Below are 19,229 nucleotides of genomic sequence, written 5' to 3'. Positions count from 1 at the left end.
CCATGTCGAAATTCTTTATCGACCGTCCGATTTTCGCCTGGGTAATCGCCCTGGTGATCATGCTGGTCGGGGCCCTGTCGATCCTCAAGTTGCCGATCAACCAATACCCGAGCATCGCCCCGCCGGCCATTGCGATCCAGGTTACCTATCCGGGTGCGTCCGCGCAGACCGTGCAGGACACCGTGGTGCAGGTCATCGAGCAGCAGCTCAACGGTATCGACAACCTGCGTTATGTGTCCTCGGAAAGTAACTCCGACGGCAGCATGACCATCACGGCGACCTTCGAGCAAGGCACCAACTCCGACACCGCGCAGGTCCAGGTCCAGAACAAGCTGAACCTGGCCACCCCGCTGCTGCCCCAAGAAGTGCAGCAACAGGGCATCCGCGTGACCAAGTCGGTGCGCAACTTCCTGATGGTGATCGGCGTGGTGTCGCGCGACGGCGGCATGACCCGTGAGGACTTGTCCAACTACATCGTGTCGAACATGCAGGACCCGATCTCGCGGACCGCCGGTGTTGGTGACTTCCAGGTCTTCGGTGCCCAGTACGCGATGCGGATCTGGCTCGACCCGGCCAAGCTGAACAACTTCAACCTGACCCCGGTGGACGTGCGCACGGCGATCGCCGCGCAGAACGTCCAGGTCTCGTCCGGCCAGCTCGGCGGCCTGCCCGCCCTGCCCGGCCAGCAGTTGAACGCCACGATCATCGGCAAGACCCGCCTGCAGACCGCCGAGCAGTTCAAGAACATCCTGCTCAAGGTCAACCCGGACGGCTCGCAGGTGCGCGTCGGCGACGTCGCCGACGTCGGCCTGGGCGGAGAGAACTACAGCATCAACGCCCAGTTCAACGGTGCCCCGGCTTCCGGCCTGGCCGTGCGCCTGGCCACCGGTGCCAACGCCCTCGACACGGCCAAGGCCCTGCGCAAGACCGTGGATGACCTCAAGCCGTTCTTCCCGCCAGGCATGGAAGTGGTGTTCCCCTACGACACCACGCCGGTGGTGAGCGAGTCGATCAAGGGCGTGGTTGAAACCCTGGTCGAAGCGATCGTGCTGGTGTTCCTGGTGATGTTCCTGTTCCTGCAGAACTTCCGCGCCACCATCATCACCACGATGACGGTGCCGGTGGTGTTGCTCGGTACGTTCGGGATCCTCGCGGCGTTCGGTTTCAGCATCAACACCCTGACCATGTTCGGCATGGTGCTGGCCATCGGCTTGCTGGTGGACGACGCCATCGTCGTGGTGGAAAACGTCGAGCGGGTGATGAGCGAGGAAGGCCTGTCGCCCAAGGAGGCCACCAAGAAGTCCATGGGCCAGATCCAAGGTGCCCTGGTGGGTATCGCCCTGGTGCTGTCGGCGGTATTGCTGCCCATGGCGTTCTTCGGTGGTTCCACCGGTGTGATCTACAAGCAGTTCTCCATCACCATCGTCTCGGCCATGGCCCTGTCGGTGCTGGTCGCACTGATCTTCACCCCAGCCCTGTGCGCCACCATGCTCAAGGCGATTCCCAAAGGTGAGCACGGTACGCCCAAGCGCGGTTTCTTCGGCTGGTTCAACCGCACGTTCGACCGTGGCGTCAGGAGCTACGAGCGCGGCGTGGGCAACATGCTCAGGCACAAGGCCCCGTTCCTGCTGGCCTACCTGATCATCGTGGTCGGCATGGTCTGGCTGTTCACCCGCATCCCGACCGCCTTCCTGCCGGAAGAAGACCAGGGCGTGCTGTTTGCCCAGGTGCAGACCCCGGCCGGTTCCAGCGCCGAGCGAACCCAGGTGGTGGTGGACAACATGCGTGAATTCCTGCTGCGTCCGGGCAAGGACGGCGGCGAAGGCGATGGCGTGGCCTCGGTGTTTACCGTGACCGGCTTCAACTTCGCCGGTCGTGGCCAGAGCTCCGGCCTGGCGTTCATCATGCTCAAGCCGTGGGAAGAACGTAACGCCGACAACACCGTGTTCAAGATCTCGGCCCGTGCCCAGCAACACTTCTTCACCTTCCGCGACGCGATGGTGTTCGCCTTCGCCCCGCCGGCGGTGATGGAGTTGGGTAACGCCACCGGTTTCGACGTGTTCCTGCAGGACCGCGCCGGTATCGGTCACGAGAAACTGATGGAAGCCCGCAACCAGTTCCTGGGCATGGCGTCCCAGAGCAAGGTCCTGGCTCAGGTACGTCCCAATGGCCTGAACGACGAGCCGCAGTACCAACTGGAAATCGATGACGAAAAAGCCAGCGCGTTGGGCATCACCCTGTCGGACATCAACAACACCCTGTCGATTGCCCTGGGCAGTAGCTACGTCAACGACTTCATCGACCGTGGTCGGGTGAAGAAGGTGTACGTGCAAGGCCAGCCGGGCGCGCGCATGAACCCCGAGGACCTGAAGAAGTGGTATGTGCGCAACAGCGCCGGGACCATGGTGCCGTTCAGCGCCTTCGCCAAGGGTGAGTGGGTCTTCGGTTCGCCGAAACTGGCCCGCTACAACGGCGTTGAAGCGATGGAAATCCTTGGCTCGCCAGCGCCCGGTTATTCCACCGGTGAAGCCATGGCCGAAGTCGAGGCCATCGCCAAGAAACTGCCATCCGGCGTGGGGATTTCCTGGACGGGCCTGTCCTACGAGGAACGCTTGTCCGGTTCCCAGGCCCCGGCCTTGTACGCCCTGTCGCTGCTGATGGTGTTCCTGTGCCTGGCGGCCCTGTATGAAAGCTGGTCGATTCCGATCGCGGTCATGCTCGTGGTGCCGTTGGGGATCATCGGTGCCCTGCTGGCGACCAGCCTGCGCGGCCTGTCCAACGACGTGTACTTCCAGGTGGGGCTGCTGACCACCATCGGCCTGGCGGCGAAAAACGCCATCCTGATCGTCGAGTTCGCCAAGGAACTCCACGAACAGGGTCGCAGCTTGATGGATGCCGCCATTGAAGCTTGTCGGATGCGTCTGCGACCGATCATCATGACGTCCTTGGCGTTCGTCCTCGGTGTGGTCCCGCTGGCGATTTCCACGGGCGCTGGCTCGGGCAGCCAGCACGCCATCGGTACCGGTGTGATCGGCGGCATGTTGACCGCCACCGTCCTGGCGATTTTCTGGGTGCCGTTGTTCTTTGTGACCGTGTCGTCGATAGGCCGCCGCAAACAGGCCGACCAGGACGATACTCCTGAAACTTCTAAAGAGGCTGGCCAATGAGCAAGTCGCTACTCTCCCTGACCATCGCTGCCGTCGTGCTCAGCGGTTGCTCGCTGATCCCCGACTATCAGCGACCCGAAGCACCGGTCGCGTCGCAATACCCGCAGGGGCCGGCCTACGAGGCGGCCAATGCCCCCGGCCAGGCCGCCGCCGAGCAAGGCTGGAAGCAGTTCTTCCATGACCCGGCGTTGCAGCAACTGATCCAGGTGGCCCTGGAAAACAACCGCGACCTGCGGGTCGCGGCGCTGAACATCGATGCCTACGCCGCGCAGTACCGCATCCAGCGGGCGGACCTGTTCCCGGCGGTCTCGGCCACCGGCTCGGGCAGCCGCCAGCGGGTGCCGGCACGGGCGTCGCAGACCGGTGAAGCGTCCATCAGCAGTTCGTATTCGGCCACCCTGGGCGTCAGCGCCTATGAACTGGACCTGTTCGGCCGAGTTCGCAGCCTGAGCGAACAAGCGTTGCAAAGCTACTTCGCCACCGAAGAAGCCCGCCGCAGTACCCAGATCAGCCTGGTGGCCAACGTGGCCAACGCCTACCTGACCTGGCAGGCCGACAAGGAACTGCTCAAGCTGACCCAGGAAACCCTTGGCGCCTACGAGCAGAGCTTCAAGCTGACCTCGCGCAGCGCCGAAGTCGGCGTGGCCTCGGCCCTGGACCTGAGCCAGGCGCGCACCGCCGTGGAAAACGCCCGCGTGCAACTGGCGCGCTACACCCGCCAGGTCGCCCAGGACGAAAACAGCCTGACCCTGCTGCTGGGCACCGGCCTGCCGGCCAACCTGGCCTCGCGACCGCTGAGCGATGACCTGCTGAGCGAAGTGCCGGCCGGTTTGCCGTCGGACCTCTTGCAACGTCGTCCGGACATCCTCCAGGCCGAACGCAACCTGCTCGCCGCTAACGCCAACATCGGCGCCGCACGGGCCGCGTTCTTCCCGAGCATCAGCCTGACGGCGAACGCCGGCACCCTGAGCCCGGACCTGTCCGGCCTGTTCAAGGGCGGCTCGGGCACCTGGACCTTCGCCCCGCAGATCAACCTGCCAATCTTCAATGCCGGTAGCCTGCGGGCGAGCCTGGACTACGCGAAGATCCAGAAAGACATCAACGTCGCGCAGTACGAGAAGTCGATTCAGACCGCGTTTCAGGAAGTCTCCGACGGCCTGGCGGCGCGCCAGACCTACAACGAACAGTTGCAGGCCCAGACCGACTTCGTCGCCGCCAACCAGGATTACTACCGCCTGGCCGAGCGTCGCTACCGCATTGGTGTCGACAGCAACCTGACCTTCCTCGACGCCCAGCGCCAGCTGTTCAGCGCGCAACAATCGCTGATCACTGACCGCCTTGCGCAGTTGACCAGTGAGGTCAATCTGTACAAGGCGTTGGGTGGTGGCTGGAATGCCGAGACGGGCAAGAACGAGCCGGTGAAGGAAGAAGCGCCGAAGATGAAGTTGTTCTGACTTGATGTTTGAACGCTGAAACACGAAGCCCACCGAAAGGTGGGCTTTTTGTTTGGGTTTCTACAGGGGTGTGTGGGAGCGGGCTTGCTCGCGAAGGCGGTTTAGGGTTTGGATAGAGTACATATCCATTGCTGCGGTAACGGCTGCTGGCGGTTCCGCCCTTACGGCGGGTTACTTTTGGCAAACGCCCCAAAAGTAACCAAAAGGTCTCAGCCCCACCACTCGGCACCTCGCCTAAGGCGAGGTGTTCCCTCACTCCGGCATTGCTCCGTGGGCCCGCCGCGAAGGGCCATCCATGGCCCAGCGCGGCTACCTCGGCATCCATGCCGAGGTGCCCACTGCGCAATGCCTGCGTTCGGCCAGCGTGGTTAATGGGGCATTGAAGATCAAAAGCCAAAGCCGCCAAAGCCAAAGCACGGTGATTAACTGACGTACTGCCATCGCGAGCGAGCTTTGCTCCCACAGCCCAGCTTGGGGATAAACACCACCTGGCTAACGCGGGTCGACGATATCCAAGGCACGATTAGCCAACAGCTCACTCAATTCAATCATCTGCGCCACGCCCAATGCGACATGCCGCCGCGAGCCTTCCAGATCGAACGCCAGGTCATTGACCATGGCATTGGCCGAGGCCAGGGTTTCGCTGAGATTCGCCAGTAGGCACTCGGTGTCGAGGGTATCGACGACGGTGAAAACTTGAGTTGAGGTTTTGGGCTTGGGATCAGCGTGGGTGCCCAGATGGAAATCGAGTGCTCGATCTGCCGCCTCTTGGAGCTTGTTCGGATCGGGGTCGTTGTAGGGGAAGGTGGAACCAGGCACAGGGGGATTGGGTGTTTCTTTGATCATGATGGTGCTCCTAACGAAAATGAGAGCTGCCAGCATCACTTGCAGATGATAGGAGGCAGCTGTATGCGGGTCTGCAAGACCGAGTCGTTAGGCAACCTCGGCAGACCCGAAGGTCTCCCGCACACAGCCACCATAAAACGATGGCACCAAAAAGCGCCATGGATTATAGGGGCGCGGCTAGGCGCCTAACAAATTCGGCGGGCTTGCAGTCCCGATCGCTGAATGTGCAGCGACACGAACAAGCTAGAGATACAGCTTCCGAAGGGCAACCTTAAAACCTCGTCGGAAAAATCCCCGCGTCTGTCAGACCGCCCCCGAATTCTGTGGGAGGAACCTGCTGGCGATGGCTTTGGCTTTGGCTTTGGCTTTGGCTTTTGATCTTGAGCGCCCCATTAACCACAAGGGCCGAACGCAGGCATTGCGTAGTGGGCAACCCGGCATGGATGCCGGGTTAGCCGCGCAGGGCCATGGATGGCCCTTCGCGGCGGGCCCCACGGAGCAATGCCGGAGTGAGGGAACACCTCGCCTCGGCGAGGTGCCCAGTGGTGGGGCACAGACCTTTTGGTTACTTTTGGCTGGGCCGGCATTCCGGGCGTTTGCCAAAAGTGACCCGCCGTAAGGGCGGAACCCTAAGCAGCCGTTACCGCAAAAATGGATATGTACCCGAAATCCAGGTCGACTATGACACAGCCATCGCGAGCAAGCTCGCTCCCACAGGAATGGCGTCTATCGATTGGTTTTGCCGTTCGATAATCGCCCAAAACCCGCCACCGGTAATTGAATCGATCCAGCCCAGACCTTCACCATCGCTGCCACAAAACCAATAACAACAGGTTCGACGCCATGCCCCTGCGCCCCGCCTCGCCCGGCTGATCCCCAATCGCCCTAATAACCCTGGCTACCCCCTTACCGCTTGCACCTAAAAAAAGTGCGGCAACGATCCGCTTCGTCCAGAAAAAATAAGAGACAACGCCCCATGAAGCCCACACAGCATTTGTTCCCCAGCCTCATTGCCATCGCCCTGACCAGCGTCGCCCTGCCCGTCCTGGCGGCAGAACCAGGGTTTATCGACGATGCCAAGGCCACGCTGACCCTGCGCAACGCCTATTTCAACCGCAACTTCACCAACCCGAACAACGCCCAGGGCAAAGCCGAGGAATGGACCCAAAACTTCATCCTCGACGCCAAGTCCGGTTTCACCCAGGGCGTGGTGGGATTCGGCGTGGACGTGCTGGGCCTGTACTCGGTCAAGCTCGACGGCGGTCGCGGTACGGCGGGTACGCAGTTGCTACCGGTGCATGACGACGGTCGTCCGGCCGATGATTTCGGTCGTCTGGGCGTGGCCCTGAAGGCCAAGGTGTCGAAGACCGAATTGAAGGTCGGCGAATGGATGCCGGTGCTGCCGATCCTGCGCTCCGACGACGGCCGTTCCCTGCCCCAGACCTTCCGTGGCGGCCAGGTGACCTCCACCGTAATCAATGGCCTGAGCCTCTACGGGGGTCAGTTCCGCGGCAACAGCCCGCGCAACGACGCGAGCATGGAAGACATGTCGATGAACGGCCGGGGCGCCTTCACCTCCGACCGTTTCAACTTCGGCGGCGGCGAGTATGCCTTCAACGAAAAACGCACCCAGGTCGGCGTCTGGTACGCCGAGCTGTCCGACATCTACCAGCAGCAGTATTTCAACCTGACCCACAGCCAGCCCATCGGCGATTGGACCCTGGGCGCCAACCTCGGCTACTTCATCGGCAAGGAAGACGGCAGCGCGCTGGCCGGTGACCTGGACAACAAAACCGCGTTCGCCATGCTCTCGGCCAAGTACGGCGGCAACACCTTTTACGTCGGCCTGCAGAAAGTCGGCGGCGATGACGCGTGGATGCGCGTCAACGGCACCAGCGGCGGCACCCTGGCCAACGACAGCTACAACTCCAGTTATGACAATGCCAAGGAAAAATCCTGGCAACTGCGCCACGACTTCAACTTCGCCGCCGTCGGCGTGCCGGGCCTGACCCTGATGAACCGCTACATCAGCGGCGACAATGTGCACACCGCCACCGTCGACGATGGCAAGGAATGGGGCCGCGAAACCGAACTGGCCTACACCGTGCAGAGCGGCGCGCTGAAAAGCCTCAACGTGAAATGGCGCAACTCGACGATGCGGCGGGATTTCAGCACCAATGAGTTCGATGAGAACCGCATTTTCATCAGCTACCCGATCAGCCTGCTGTAAAAGCCAAACATGGATGGAGGCTGTACCACCGCTTTCGCGGGCAAGCCCGCTCCCACAGGGGGTTTGTGCTGTACGCAAATCCCTGTGGCCGCTGAAGATCAGTGTGGGAGCGAGCTTGCTCGCGAAGGCATCGTCACATTCAACATCGATGCAAGCTGCCCCACCGCTTTCGCGAGCAAGCCCGCTCCCACAGGGATTTGTGCTGTACGCAAATCCCTGTGGCCGCTGAAGATCAGTGTGGGAGCGAGCTTGCTCGCGAAGGCATCGTCACATTCAACATCGATGCAAGCTGACCCAACGCTTTCGCGAGCAAGCCCACGCCCACAGGGGTTGCGGTGAATCTACTCCCGTGACTCGACGCCCAGCTCGTCCCACACCGACTCGGCCAGGTGGAAGGTGGCGTTGGCCGCCGGGATGCCGCAGTAGATGGCGCTCTGCATGATCACTTCCTTGATCTCGCTGCGGCTCACGCCGTTGTTGGCCGCGGCGCGCAGGTGCAACTTGAGCTCTTCGTTGCGGTTCATGCCGATCAGCATGGCAATGGTAATCAGGCTGCGGGTGTGGCGCGGCAGACCCGGGCGGGTCCAGATGTCGCCCCAGGCGTGGCGAGTAATCATCTCCTGGAATTCGCTGTTGAATTCACTCAGGGCATTGAGGCTGCGGTCGACGTGGGCATCGCCCAGCACCGCGCGGCGTACCTGCATGCCTTCGTCGTAACGTTGTTTCTCGTCCACAGAAAACTCCTCAGGCCCCGAGCAGGAAATCCAGCACCCGAGCGCTGAATGCGGCACCGGCCTGGACATTGGAAAGGTGTGCGGCACGGAACTCGGCGTATTGCGCGCCACTGACCCGCTCCTGGATAAAGTGCCCGCCCGACGGCGGCGTGACTGCATCCTCGGTGCCGGCGATTACCAGCAGCGGCACGCGGATCGACGACAACTGCTCGCGAAAATCCGCATCACGCACCGCCGCACAGTTGGCGGCGTAGCCCTGGGGCGAGGTGGCGGCGAGCATGTCGGTGATTTTTCTGGCTTTCTCTGGATAAGCCTCGGCGAAGTCCGGGGTGAACCAGCGGGCGATCGAGGCGTCACGCAACGCCACCATTGCCGCCTTGCCGTCACGCAGCACGGTTTCGATTCGCGGATTCCACACCGACGGATCGCCGATCTTGGCGGCGGTGTTGCACACCACCAGCTTGCGCAGGCGCTCACCCGCGTTGATCCCCAGCCACTGGCCGATCAACCCGCCCATGGACAATCCGCAGAAATGCACCTGGTCGAGGTCCAGCGCATCGAGCATCGCCAGCACGTCGCGGCCTAGCTGCTCGATGCTGTAGGGGCCTTCGGTGACCAACGACTGACCGTGACCCCGGGTGTCGAAACGCAGCACGCGAAAATGTTCGCCGAACGCCGCCACTTGGTCGTCCCACATGTGCAAATCAGTGCCCAGGGAGTTGGAGAGCACCAGCACCGGGGCGTCTTGCCGCCCGTCGAAACGGTAATTCAGTTCGCCGTCGGCGAGTTTGACGAATCCCACAACAGTCTCCTTTCAGGCCATCAAGGCATGGTGTTCGGCCACCGCTCGGGCAACCCAGGTGCGGGCCTGGCCGAGGTAGTGGGCGGGGTTGAGCAAATGATCGAGTTCGGCGGCGGACAACTGCGCGGTGACCTGGGGTTCGTCCCCCAGCACCTCGCGCAGATGCCGCTGTTGGGCGACGGCGCGCTTGCAGCATTGCTCCAGCAGATGATGGGCAGTGTCGCGCCCGACCCGCTGGGCCAGGACGATGCTCACTGCTTCGGCCAGCACCAGGCCCTGGGTCAGTTCGAGGTTGCGGGCCATGCGCGCCGCGTCCACTTCCAGCCCCTCGGCCAGCAACCGAGCCTGTTGCAGGGCGCCGGACACCAGGCAGCAGATCTCCGGCAAGGTTTCCCATTCGGCGTGCCACAGACCGAGGCTGCGCTCATGTTCCTGGGGCATGGCGCTGAACAGCGTCGAGACCAGGCCAGGTACCCGCGTCGCCGCACTGATCAACACGGCCGCGCCCACCGGGTTGCGTTTGTGGGGCATGGTCGATGAACCGCCCTTGCCGGGTGCCGATGGCTCGAAGGCCTCGCCAGCCTCGGTTTGCATCAGCAGGCTGATGTCGCGGCCCAGCTTGCCAAGGCTGCCGGCGATCAGCCCGAGCACCGCGGCGAACTCCACCAGGCGATCGCGCTGGGTGTGCCACGGTTGCTCCGGCAGGCTCAGTTGCAGCTCGGCGGCCAGGGCCTGGGCGACGGGCAACGCTTGCTCGCCGAGCGCAGCAAGAGTCCCCGAGGCGCCGCCGAATTGCAGCACCAGCAAGCGCGGCTTCAGCTCTTTCAACCGTTGGCGGCTGCGGGTGACCGCCCCCAGCCAACCGGCGATTTTCATGCCCAGGGTCACCGGCGTTGCATGCTGCAGCCAAGTACGACCGGCCAGCGGCGTGGCGGCGTAGTGCTCGGCTTGGCGGGCCAGGATGTCGGCCAACTGCGCCAGTTCGTCTTCGATCAACGCCAGCGCCTGGCGCAGTTGCAGCACCAGCCCGCTGTCCATCACGTCCTGGCTGGTGGCGCCCAGGTGCACATAGCGCTCAGCCTCGGCGTCGGTGGCGGCGATGCGCTTGCCCAACGCCTTGACCAACGGGATGGCCGAGTTGCCAGCACTGGTAATGGCCTCACCCAGCGCCGAAAAGTCATAGCACTGGGCGCGACAGGCCTGCTCGATCGGCGCCACCGCACTGGCGGGAATCACCCCCACCCGCGCCTCGGCCCGGGCCAGTGCCGCCTCGACGTCGAGCATGGCCTGGACCCGGCCCGCATCGCAGAACACCTCGCGCATGTCGCGGGCGGTGAAATAGGCATCGAACAGCTGATTGCCCGGTCGTTCGCTCATAGACAGTCCTTGGGTGCGCCGACCTTGAGGCCGGCGCGGTTGGATCAATAGGGATGAGTCAAAGGTCGTGATGCAAATACGTCGGTTGCTTGGGCAGGCGCAGGCTGAACAGGAACGCCACCACCATCATGACCGTGACATACCAGTAAAAGGCGTTTTCCATGCCCTGGGCCTTCAGGCTCAAGGCCACGTACTCGGCCGAACCACCAAAAATCGCATTCGCCACCGCATAGGCCAACCCTACGCCCAGGGCGCGCACCTCGGGTGGAAACATTTCGGCTTTCACCAGGCCGCTGATGGAGGTGTAGAAGCTGACGATCGCCAGGGCCAGGGTAATCAGGATAAACGCCAGGAACGGACTGCTGATGCTCTTGAGGGTCAACAGGATCGGCACTGTGCACAACGCCCCCAGGGCGCCGAACCAGAGCATGGAATTACGTCGGCCGATCTTGTCAGCCAGGATGCCGAACAGCGGCTGCATGCACATGTACAGGAACAGCGCACCGGTCATGATGTAGCTGGCGGTCTTGGCCGGCAGGCCGGCGGTGTTCACCAGGTACTTCTGCATGTAGGTGGTGAAGGTGTAGAAAATCAACGAGCCGCCGGCGGTGTAGCCCAGCACGGTGATGAACGCGGCCTTGTGGCTGCGAAACAGCGCGGCGATGCTGCCGGCGTCCTTGTTCTCGCGCATTTCCTTGCTGCTGGTTTCCTTGAGGGAACGCCGCAGGAACAGCGAAATCAGCGCGGCCAAGGCGCCGACCACGAACGGGATCCGCCAGCCATAGGCACGCAATTCTTCTTCACTGAGGAACTGCTGCAGGATCACCACCAGCGACACTGCCAGCAGTTGCCCGCCGATCAGCGTCACGTACTGGAACGAAGCGAAGAAGCCACGCTGGCCCTTGAGGGCGACTTCGCTCATGTAGGTGGCCGTGGTGCCGTACTCGCCCCCCACCGACAGACCCTGCAGCAAGCGTGCGAACAACAGCAGCACCGGCGCCCAGACGCCGATGTCCTTGTAGGTGGGCAAGCAGGCGATGAGCAACGAGCCGAAGCACATCATCAGCACCGAGATCATCATCGAGTTCTTACGCCCATGACGGTCCGCCACTCGGCCGAATATCCAGCCGCCAATGGGTCGCATCAGGAACCCGGCGGCGAAGACCCCGGCCGTGTTGACCAGTTGCACCGTGGGGTTGTCCGAGGGAAAGAACGCCGACGCGAAATAGATCGCGCAGAACGCGTAGACGTAGAAGTCGAACCATTCGACCAGGTTGCCGGACGAAGCGCCGACAATAGCGAAAATGCGCTTGCTGCGTTCTTCGCCGGTGTAGTGGCTGGTTGGGGTGGTCATGGGTTATTCACTCGTTAGGGACTGACAAAGTCTAGACACACTTCGTAACAGTCCCGTTCCACAAACAGACTTTCAAGCAGCAGCGCCTGTACCGTCGCCATCGCGAGCAAGCTCGCTCCCACACAATATGCAGATCACCTGTGGGAGCGAGCTTGCTCGCGATGTCTCCAGTGAACTCAATAATCGAAAAACACCGTCTCGGCATCCGTCCCCTGCAACACCACATTCCATTGGTACACCCCCGACGCATCGGGCTTGGTCACGAGGGTGGCGCGACGCTCTTCGGGTACGCAAGCCAGCAGCGGATCGGTTTCGTTGGCCTGCTCGCCGTCGAAGTAGATGCGCGTCAGCAGGTGCTTGACCAGGCCGCGGGCAAACACCAGCACCACCAGGTGCGGCGCCTGGGTCGTGCCCCCCAGCCCCGGTACGGTGCCCGGCTTGATGGTGGTGAAGCGAAAGCGCCCCTCAGCGTCCACCGGCACCCGGCCGAAGCCTTCGAAGCTGGGGTCCAGAGGCCTGTCCTGATCGTCTTCCGGGTGGGCATATTTGCCGGCGGCGTTGGCTTGCCAGACTTCCAGCATGGCGTCGTTGACGAACTCGCCATTGCCGTCGATCACCTGCCCGGTGATCGCCACGCGCTGGCCGAGGGTTTCGGCGACGGTCAAGTCTTCGCGGTTCAGCCAGGTCAGGCCGATGTGGTAGTAAGGGCCGACGGTATGGGATGTGGTGGCAGTGAGCGTCATCTTATTTCTCCATCGGCGTGGCATCGCGGCCGCGCAAGACGATGTCCCAGCGATAACCGAGGGCGTAGTGAGGGATGGTTTTTTCCAGGTCGAAGCTGGCGATCAGACGTTCCTTGGCGCGGGTGTCCGGCACGCAGTTGTAGATTGGATCGTAGGCCAGCAGCGGGTCGCCGGGGAAATACATCTGCGTCACCAGACGCGTGAGGATGCTGGGCCCGAACAGCGAGAAATGGATATGGGCCGGGCGCCAGGCGTTGTGGTGGTTACCCCAGGGATACGCGCCGGGCTTGATGGTCTGGAACTGGTACCAGCCGTCGGCGTCGGTGATGGCGCGACCGGTGCCGGTGAAGTTCGGGTCCAGCGGCGCATCGTGCTTGTCGCGGTCATGGTGATAGCGACCGGCGGCGTTGGCCTGCCAGATCTCCACCAGGATGCCCGGCACCGGCTGGCCGTGCTCATCCAGCACCCGCCCGTGAATGATGATCCGCTCCCCCAGCGGCTCGCCGGCATGCTGGGCGGTGAGGTCGTTGTCCTTCTCCTGCACGCGGTCGGCGCCGACGGTCGGGCCGGTGATTTCCGACAGCGAATGAGGCAGGAACACCAGCGGCTTGGACGGCGAGCGCAGGTTGGTGGACTGGTACGGCGGGTGCAGGTATTGCGGCTGGGTGCCCGCTTGAGGGCGACGATAACCAGGCTTGTCAGTCATGAAGCATTCCTCGGTTTCTTATTAGTAGTGCGACGCGTCAGACGCGTTCGATAGCCAATGCCAGGCCCTGGCCGACGCCGACACACATGGTCGCCAGGCCTTTCTTGCCGCCGGTCTTTTCCAAGTGGTGCAATGCCGTCAGCACCAGCCGCGCCCCGCTCATGCCCAACGGATGACCGAGCGCGATGGCGCCGCCATTCGGGTTGACCTGAGGCGCATCGTCCGCCAGCCCCAACTCGCGCAGCACCGCCAGGCCCTGGCTGGCGAAGGCCTCATTGAGTTCGATTACATCGAAGTCGGCGACCGCCAGGCCCAGGCGCTCGGTGAGCTTGCGCACCGCCGGCACCGGACCGATGCCCATGACCCGCGGTGCCACGCCGGCGCTGGCCATGCCCAGGACCTTGGCGCGCGGGGTCAGGCCATGTTTTTTCACCGCGTCGGCGGACGCCAGGATCAGCGCCGCCGCACCGTCGTTCACCCCAGAGGCATTGCCGGCGGTGACGGTCTTGTCCGGGCCGTTGACCGGCTTGAGTCTGGCCAAGGCGTCAAGCGTGGTGTCGGCGCGCGGGTGTTCATCCTGCTCGACCACGGTTTCGCCCTTCTTGTGGGCGATCCGTACCGGCACGATCTCTTCGGCAAAAAAGCCCGCCGCTTGGGCCGCCGCCGTGCGCTGTTGACTGCGCAGGGCGAAGGCATCCTGGTCTTCGCGGGACACCGCGTAGTCATCGGCCACGTTGTCTGCGGTCTGCGGCATCGCGTCCACGCCGTACTGGGCTTTCATCAACGGGTTGATGAAGCGCCAACCGATGGTGGTGTCTTCCAGCTTCATGTTGCGGGAGAACGCCGCGTCAGCCTTGCCCATCACGAAAGGAGCGCGAGACATCGACTCCACCCCGCCGGCGATCGCCAGCTCCATCTCGCCGCTGGCAATGGCGCGGAACGCTGTGCCGATGGCGTCCATGCCCGAGGCGCAAAGGCGGTTGAGGGTTACGCCGGGAATGCTCTCCGGCAGGCCTGCCAGCAACAGCGCCATGCGCGCGACGTTGCGGTTGTCCTCGCCGGCCTGGTTGGCGCAGCCGAGGAAGACCTCGTCCACCGCCTCCCAGTCCACCGACGGGTTGCGCGCCATCAGTGCCTTGATCGGCACGGCCGCCAGGTCATCGGCGCGCACGGCTGCCAGGCCACCGCCGAAGCGGCCGATGGGGGTACGAATCGCATCACAGAGATAGACGTCGCGCATCAGGCTTCTCCCGGTGCCTGGCCGTGGGCCGCCGCCGTGCGAGCTTCAAGATCGCGCAGGGCGCGCAGCTCCACGTCGGTCGGCTCGGCGGTGGTGTGCACCTGGTCGGCGAAGCGGATTGCCCACCCGGTCGCGGCAATGACCTGCTCACGGGTGACGCCAGGGTGCAAGGCCGTGACCACGAACTCATGGCTGCCGGCTTCCGGTTCCATGATGCACAGGTCGGTAATGATGCCCACGGGGCCCGCACCCGGCAGGCCCAGGCGCTTGCGTGAATCACCGCCCTCACCGTGGCCGACCGAGGTGACGAAGTCCAGCTTGTCGACGAACGAACGCGCCGACTGCTTGAGGATAATCAACACGCTCTTGGCCGAGCCGGCAATTTCCGGTGCGCCACCGGCACCTGGCAGACGGACTTTGGGCTGGTGGTAATCCCCCACCACCGTGGTGTTGATGTTACCGAAACGGTCGACCTGGGCAGCGCCCAGGAAGCCGACGTCGATACGCCCGCCCTGCAACCAGTAGCGAAAGATCTCACCGGTCGGCACCACAGTGTCGGCGGTTTCCGCCAGCTCGCCGTCGCCAATGGACAGCGGCAGCACGCCAGGCTTGGCACCGATCGGGCCGGACTCGTAGATCAACACTACATCCGGTGCCGACGTCAGCCGCGCCAGATTGGCCGCTTTCGACGGCAGGCCGATGCCGACAAAGCACACGGCGTTGTTCTTCAAGCGACGGGCCGCGGCCACGGTCATCATTTCGTTGGTGGAGTACGTCATTGTTTCGCCTCCGAAGCGGCAGCCAGTCGGGCCTGGAATTCAGTGAAATCCTGGGTGCCACGGATGAATTCGTCGATCCAGGCGGTAAACGTCTCACGGTCGCGGGCGATGGGGTCCCACGCCTGATAGAAACGGTTGTCACGTTCGGTGTAGCCATGGGCGTAGGAAGGATGCGCGCCGCCCGGTACGAGGCATACCGCACTGAGGGCCCAGGTGGGCAGCACGCAGGCGTTCATCGGCGCGTTCAGGTCGTCGACGATTTCTTCCACGGTGACGATGCAACGCTTGGCAGCCAGGGCCGCTTCCTTCTGCACGCCGAGGATGCCCACAACAACACGTTGCCCTTGCGGTCGGCTTTCTGGGCGTGGATCACGGTGATGTCCGGGCGCACCGACGGCACGGCGGCCAGCACCTCCCCGGTAAACGGACACGTGACGCTCTTGATCAGCGGGTTGACCTTGGGCAGGTCGGAACCCGCGTAGGCCCGCAGGACCGCGAACGGTAGGCCGGAGGCACCGGCGACGTAGGCATTGGCCAGGTCGGCGTGGCTGTGTTCCTCGATCTCCAACGGTTGCGGCCACTGCTTCTCCACCGCATCGCGCAGCCGGTGCAGCGAGCCCACGCCCGGGTTGCCGCCCCAGGAGAAAATCAACTTGCGCGCACAACCGGCACCGATCAACTGGTCGTAGATCAGGTCAGGGGTCATCCGCACCAGGGTCAGGTCTTTCTTGCCCTGACGAATGATTTCGTGACCCGCTGCGGTCGGGATCAGGTGAGTGAAGCCTTCGAGCGCGACGGTATCGCCGTCGTTGACGAACTGCTTCACCGCATCGTGCAGCGAAAGGATTTCAGCCATGGTGCAGGCTCCCGTATTCCAGTAGACCGACATGAAGAAAAAGGCGCGAGGTTCAGCGCCGGAGTGACCCAAGAGTAAGCCGCGGCAAAACGCCAAACAATCCGATAATCGACTGAGTGTTCGCTTATCGAACAGATTGTTGTTTGGCTAACGATTGGTTCCTGTGCCACGCATTCTGTGGGAGCGAGCTTGCTCGCGATGACGTTCCGTCAGCCCCAGACTCGGAGACTGACACACCGCAATCGCGAGCTCGCTCCCACAGGGGATGGGATTTATCCCAAGGGAATTTGTGTCAGCCGCTCAAGTCGCATCCGCATGGCTGACCAACCCCTTGATCACCACCGCCGTGGTGGCCAGTGCGGCGGGAATGACCAGGGCGGTCAGCACCTGTTCGAAGTTCCAGCCCAGGCCCAGCAAGGTCGCCCCCATCCAGGCTCCGAGGATCGCGCCGAAGCGACCGATGCCGAGCATCCACGACACCCCGGTGGCGCGGCCTTGGGTCGGATAGAAACGCGCCGCCAGGGACGGCATCGCCGATTGCGCGCCGTTGACGCACATGCCGGCCACCAGCACCAGCGTCGCGAGCAATGTGATGTGGCCCAGGCTCTGCCCTACCGCGTAGGCAAACACCCCGGCCATCAGGTAGAACAGGCCGATGACCTTGTGCGGGTTGAACCGGTCCATCGCCCAGCCCACGCCCACCGCGCTCAACACCCCGCCAAACTGGAACAACGCGCCGATGAACGCGGCCTGCTCCATGCTCGCGCCGCTGTCGCGCATCAGTGTCGGCAGCCAACTGGTCAGCAGGTAGACGATCACCAGCCCCATGAAATAGGTCAGCCACAGCAGCAGCGTGCCGGCGCTGTAGGTCCCGGAAAAAATCACCGCCAGCACGTTGCGCGCCTTCACGGTTTTCTGTTCCGGCACACTGAAGCTCGCGGCCTGGGCAACCGTGTGCGGGTCGATGGGTGCCAGGGTCTTGCGCACTTTATCGGTGCCGCGGTTGCGCACCACTAGGTAACGCGCCGACTCCGGCAGCCAGAACACCAGCACGACCGTCAGCAGCAACGGCAGGATCCCGCCGATCAGCAACAGGCTGTGCCAGCCGAACGCCGGGATCAGCTTGGCGGAAATGAACCCGCCGCCGGCCATGCCCAGGTTGAAGCCGCAGAACATGCTGGTCACTAACAGCGATTTCTTGCGTTCGGGGGTGTATTCGGACAGCAAGGTGGTGGCGTTGGGCATCCCGGCCCCCAATCCCAGGCCGGTGAGGAAGCGCAGCACCAGCAGTTGGTCGACGTTGGTGCTGTAGGCCGAAGCCAGGCTGAACGCGCCAAACAGCAGGACCGCGCCCACCAGGACCACTTTGCGCCCGAAGCGGTCAGCCAAGGGCCCGGAACCGAGTGCGCCGAAAACCATGCCGATCAGCGCGGCACTCATCACCGGGCCCAGGCTGGCGCGGTCGATCCCCCAATCCTGGGACAGGGCCGGGGCAATGAAGCCCATGGCTGCCGTGTCGAGTCCGTCGAGGAAAACAATCAGGAAACAGAGGATCACTACCCGCCACTGGTAGCGCGAGATGGGCTGGGCATTGATGAAGGACTGCACGTCGAGGCAGTGGCCTACGGAGGTCTGGGGTTGGTTCATCGTGTCTCTCATTATTATTGTGTCGAGTCGCCCACCCATGGCCGGGCCGAGAGGCTCCAGCACGCCGGATGACGCTGGCGCGACATTAATGAGGCCGGACAAACACCGTCAATTCACCGCAAGCGACTGTGTGCGTTTATCGAACACTTAGGTGAACAACTGCGCGCTCAGGTCGCGACTGGCCCCCAACAGGCCGGGCAGGAACCGCTGCTCCAGCTCGTTACGGCTGACGCGCCCGGCATGGGTGCTGACGTTCAACGCCGCCACCACCTGGCCGGAAGCGTCGTACACCGGCACGGCAATCGAGCGCAGGCCCTGCTCCAATTCCTGGTCGACGATGCACCAGCCCTGTTGCCGCACCTGTTGCAGGCATTCGAGCAGGGCCTGGGGGGTGTGCAGGGTGCGGCTGGTCTTGGCTTGCAGGTCGGCATGATCGAGGTAATCGCGCAGCGACGCATCGTCCAGCGCCGCCAGCAGAATCCGGCCCATGGACGTGCAATAGGCCGGCAGCCGCCCGCCGACCGACAGGTCCACCGAGATCAATCGCTGAGTGGTGGCCGACCGGGCGATGTAGAGGATGTCGTCGCCCTCGAGGGTGGCCATGTTGCAGGCTTCATGCAGTTGCTCGCTCATGCGGTCCAGGTACGGCTGCGCGGAAACCGCCAGGGGCGTCGAGGACAAGTAGGCGTGCCCGAGGGTGAGCACTTTGGGCAGCAGTGAATAGGTGCGCCCGTCCGTGGTGGCGTAGCCAAGCTTGATCAAGGTATGCAGGCAGCGGCGGACGGCCGCCCGGGGAATTTCCGTACGGTGGCTGATCTGAGCGATGGTCAGATGCCGCTTGCGCTCCTGGAAGGCCTGCACCACGGCCAGCCCACGGGCCAGGGAGGTCATGAAGTCCGGGTCACCGGTCAGGGCCTGGATCCGCTTGGCCGCAGAGGCCACGATCGGTGGCGCGACTGAAGTGAAGGCGTTGCGCAATTGGTCGTTCATGTCTGATCCTTCCCGGGTGGAGGGCTATTACAAGCAGCGGCTCAACGGGCCGGCAAGCGCCGGCCGCCAACAACGTGCGATTATCGAACCGACGATCGATAATCGCAATGCGCGGTCGTCGATCGGTACTTTCATTTCGGATCCAATACAAACTTGGCAAACAACGCGGGCCGTTCTCCAGGCAGGGGGGTTATTGAACTTGTCGAACCCGCCAGCGTCAGGATATCGACGACTGTGGAAAACCCGCGGTGTTTAAGTTGCCTCTACAAATATTGATTCACACTAGGCTGTGTACGAAATAGTT

The 19,229-nt window shown here is 63.2% G+C and carries 15 protein-coding genes and 1 pseudogene; 4 read left to right on the top strand and 12 right to left on the bottom strand.

All coding sequences use genetic code 11. The features are described from left to right. Nucleotides 1–2 precede the first annotated feature (2 nt). The 3 genes from emhB to KI241_RS27960 all read left to right on the top strand — a co-directional run bounded on the left by emhB (nucleotide 3) and on the right by KI241_RS27960 (nucleotide 5,051). Nucleotides 3–3,167 carry an efflux RND transporter permease subunit EmhB gene (gene emhB / locus KI241_RS06405; RefSeq protein WP_042730863.1) on the top strand — a complete coding sequence of 1,055 codons (3,165 nt, stop codon included), beginning with the start codon at nucleotides 3–5 and terminating at the stop codon, nucleotides 3,165–3,167. After that, nucleotides 3,164–4,621 (top strand): AdeC/AdeK/OprM family multidrug efflux complex outer membrane factor, encoded by a 1,458-nt coding sequence (gene adeC / locus KI241_RS06400; protein ID WP_042730862.1) that lies wholly within the window; start codon nucleotides 3,164–3,166, stop codon nucleotides 4,619–4,621. The genes emhB and adeC overlap by 4 nt, the downstream gene beginning before the upstream one ends. A gap of 295 nt (nucleotides 4,622–4,916) precedes the next feature. Next, nucleotides 4,917–5,051: a hypothetical protein gene (locus KI241_RS27960; RefSeq protein ID WP_280529462.1), complete on the top strand. Its 135-nt coding sequence runs from the start codon at nucleotides 4,917–4,919 to the stop codon at nucleotides 5,049–5,051. 62 nt (nucleotides 5,052–5,113) lie between these two features. Here KI241_RS27960 and KI241_RS06395 read toward each other — a convergent pair whose 3' ends face one another. Further along, nucleotides 5,114–5,467, bottom strand: coding sequence for a DUF6124 family protein (locus KI241_RS06395; RefSeq protein ID WP_047738485.1), 354 nt, complete (start codon nucleotides 5,465–5,467; stop codon nucleotides 5,114–5,116). 976 nt (nucleotides 5,468–6,443) lie between these two features. On the opposite strand from KI241_RS06395, the gene KI241_RS06390 reads away from it, so the two are divergent. Then, nucleotides 6,444–7,697 (top strand): OprD family porin, encoded by a 1,254-nt coding sequence (locus KI241_RS06390; RefSeq protein WP_212803475.1) that lies wholly within the window; start codon nucleotides 6,444–6,446, stop codon nucleotides 7,695–7,697. 341 nt (nucleotides 7,698–8,038) lie between these two features. On the opposite strand, the gene pcaC is transcribed toward KI241_RS06390, so the two are convergent. From pcaC to pcaR, 11 genes and pseudogenes are all read right to left on the bottom strand, one after another. Next, nucleotides 8,039–8,431, bottom strand: a complete 393-nt coding sequence (pcaC, locus tag KI241_RS06385) for a 4-carboxymuconolactone decarboxylase (RefSeq protein WP_042732684.1) — start codon at nucleotides 8,429–8,431, stop codon at nucleotides 8,039–8,041. 10 nt (nucleotides 8,432–8,441) lie between these two features. Further along, a complete protein-coding gene (gene pcaD, locus KI241_RS06380; RefSeq protein WP_042732685.1) occupies nucleotides 8,442–9,233 on the bottom strand; it encodes a 3-oxoadipate enol-lactonase in 792 nt (263 codons plus the stop codon). A 12-nt stretch (nucleotides 9,234–9,245) separates the two neighbouring features. Then, nucleotides 9,246–10,610 carry a 3-carboxy-cis,cis-muconate cycloisomerase gene (locus KI241_RS06375; protein ID WP_212803474.1) on the bottom strand — a complete coding sequence of 455 codons (1,365 nt, stop codon included), beginning with the start codon at nucleotides 10,608–10,610 and terminating at the stop codon, nucleotides 9,246–9,248. A 58-nt stretch (nucleotides 10,611–10,668) separates the two neighbouring features. After that, the gene (locus tag KI241_RS06370; protein WP_212803473.1) at nucleotides 10,669–11,964 is read right to left on the bottom strand and encodes an MFS family transporter; all 1,296 of its coding nucleotides are present in this window, start codon (nucleotides 11,962–11,964) and stop codon (nucleotides 10,669–10,671) included. Between the two features lie 176 nt (nucleotides 11,965–12,140). Further along, nucleotides 12,141–12,707, bottom strand: coding sequence for a protocatechuate 3,4-dioxygenase subunit alpha (gene pcaG / locus KI241_RS06365; protein WP_123579536.1), 567 nt, complete (start codon nucleotides 12,705–12,707; stop codon nucleotides 12,141–12,143). Between the two features lies 1 nt (nucleotide 12,708). After that, nucleotides 12,709–13,413 carry a protocatechuate 3,4-dioxygenase subunit beta gene (pcaH, locus tag KI241_RS06360; RefSeq protein ID WP_053147391.1) on the bottom strand — a complete coding sequence of 235 codons (705 nt, stop codon included), beginning with the start codon at nucleotides 13,411–13,413 and terminating at the stop codon, nucleotides 12,709–12,711. A 37-nt stretch (nucleotides 13,414–13,450) separates the two neighbouring features. Then, nucleotides 13,451–14,656 (bottom strand): 3-oxoadipyl-CoA thiolase, encoded by a 1,206-nt coding sequence (gene pcaF, locus KI241_RS06355; RefSeq protein ID WP_199925100.1) that lies wholly within the window; start codon nucleotides 14,654–14,656, stop codon nucleotides 13,451–13,453. Further along, the gene (locus tag KI241_RS06350) at nucleotides 14,653–15,432 is read right to left on the bottom strand and encodes a CoA-transferase subunit beta (RefSeq protein WP_047738476.1); all 780 of its coding nucleotides are present in this window, start codon (nucleotides 15,430–15,432) and stop codon (nucleotides 14,653–14,655) included. Before KI241_RS06350 ends, pcaF begins: the two co-directional genes overlap by 4 nt. Next, nucleotides 15,429–16,288, bottom strand: a pseudogene (locus KI241_RS06345) (CoA transferase subunit A). Before KI241_RS06345 ends, KI241_RS06350 begins: the two are co-directional and overlap by 4 nt. 300 nt (nucleotides 16,289–16,588) lie before the next feature. Further along, nucleotides 16,589–17,935 (bottom strand): MFS transporter, encoded by a 1,347-nt coding sequence (locus KI241_RS06340; RefSeq protein ID WP_047738473.1) that lies wholly within the window; start codon nucleotides 17,933–17,935, stop codon nucleotides 16,589–16,591. Nucleotides 17,936–18,082: 147 nt separating this feature from the next. Continuing rightward, nucleotides 18,083–18,925, bottom strand: a complete 843-nt coding sequence (gene pcaR / locus KI241_RS06335; protein ID WP_042731787.1) for a pca regulon transcriptional regulator PcaR — start codon at nucleotides 18,923–18,925, stop codon at nucleotides 18,083–18,085. Nucleotides 18,926–19,229 lie beyond the last annotated feature (304 nt).

This window comes from Pseudomonas sp. Cab53, assembly GCF_018325965.1.
Taxonomy (GTDB): Bacteria; Pseudomonadota; Gammaproteobacteria; order Pseudomonadales; family Pseudomonadaceae; genus Aquipseudomonas; species Aquipseudomonas chlororaphis_E.
Note: the sequence above shows the minus strand (reverse complement) of the source record. Positions and strands in the feature narration are given on the sequence as shown.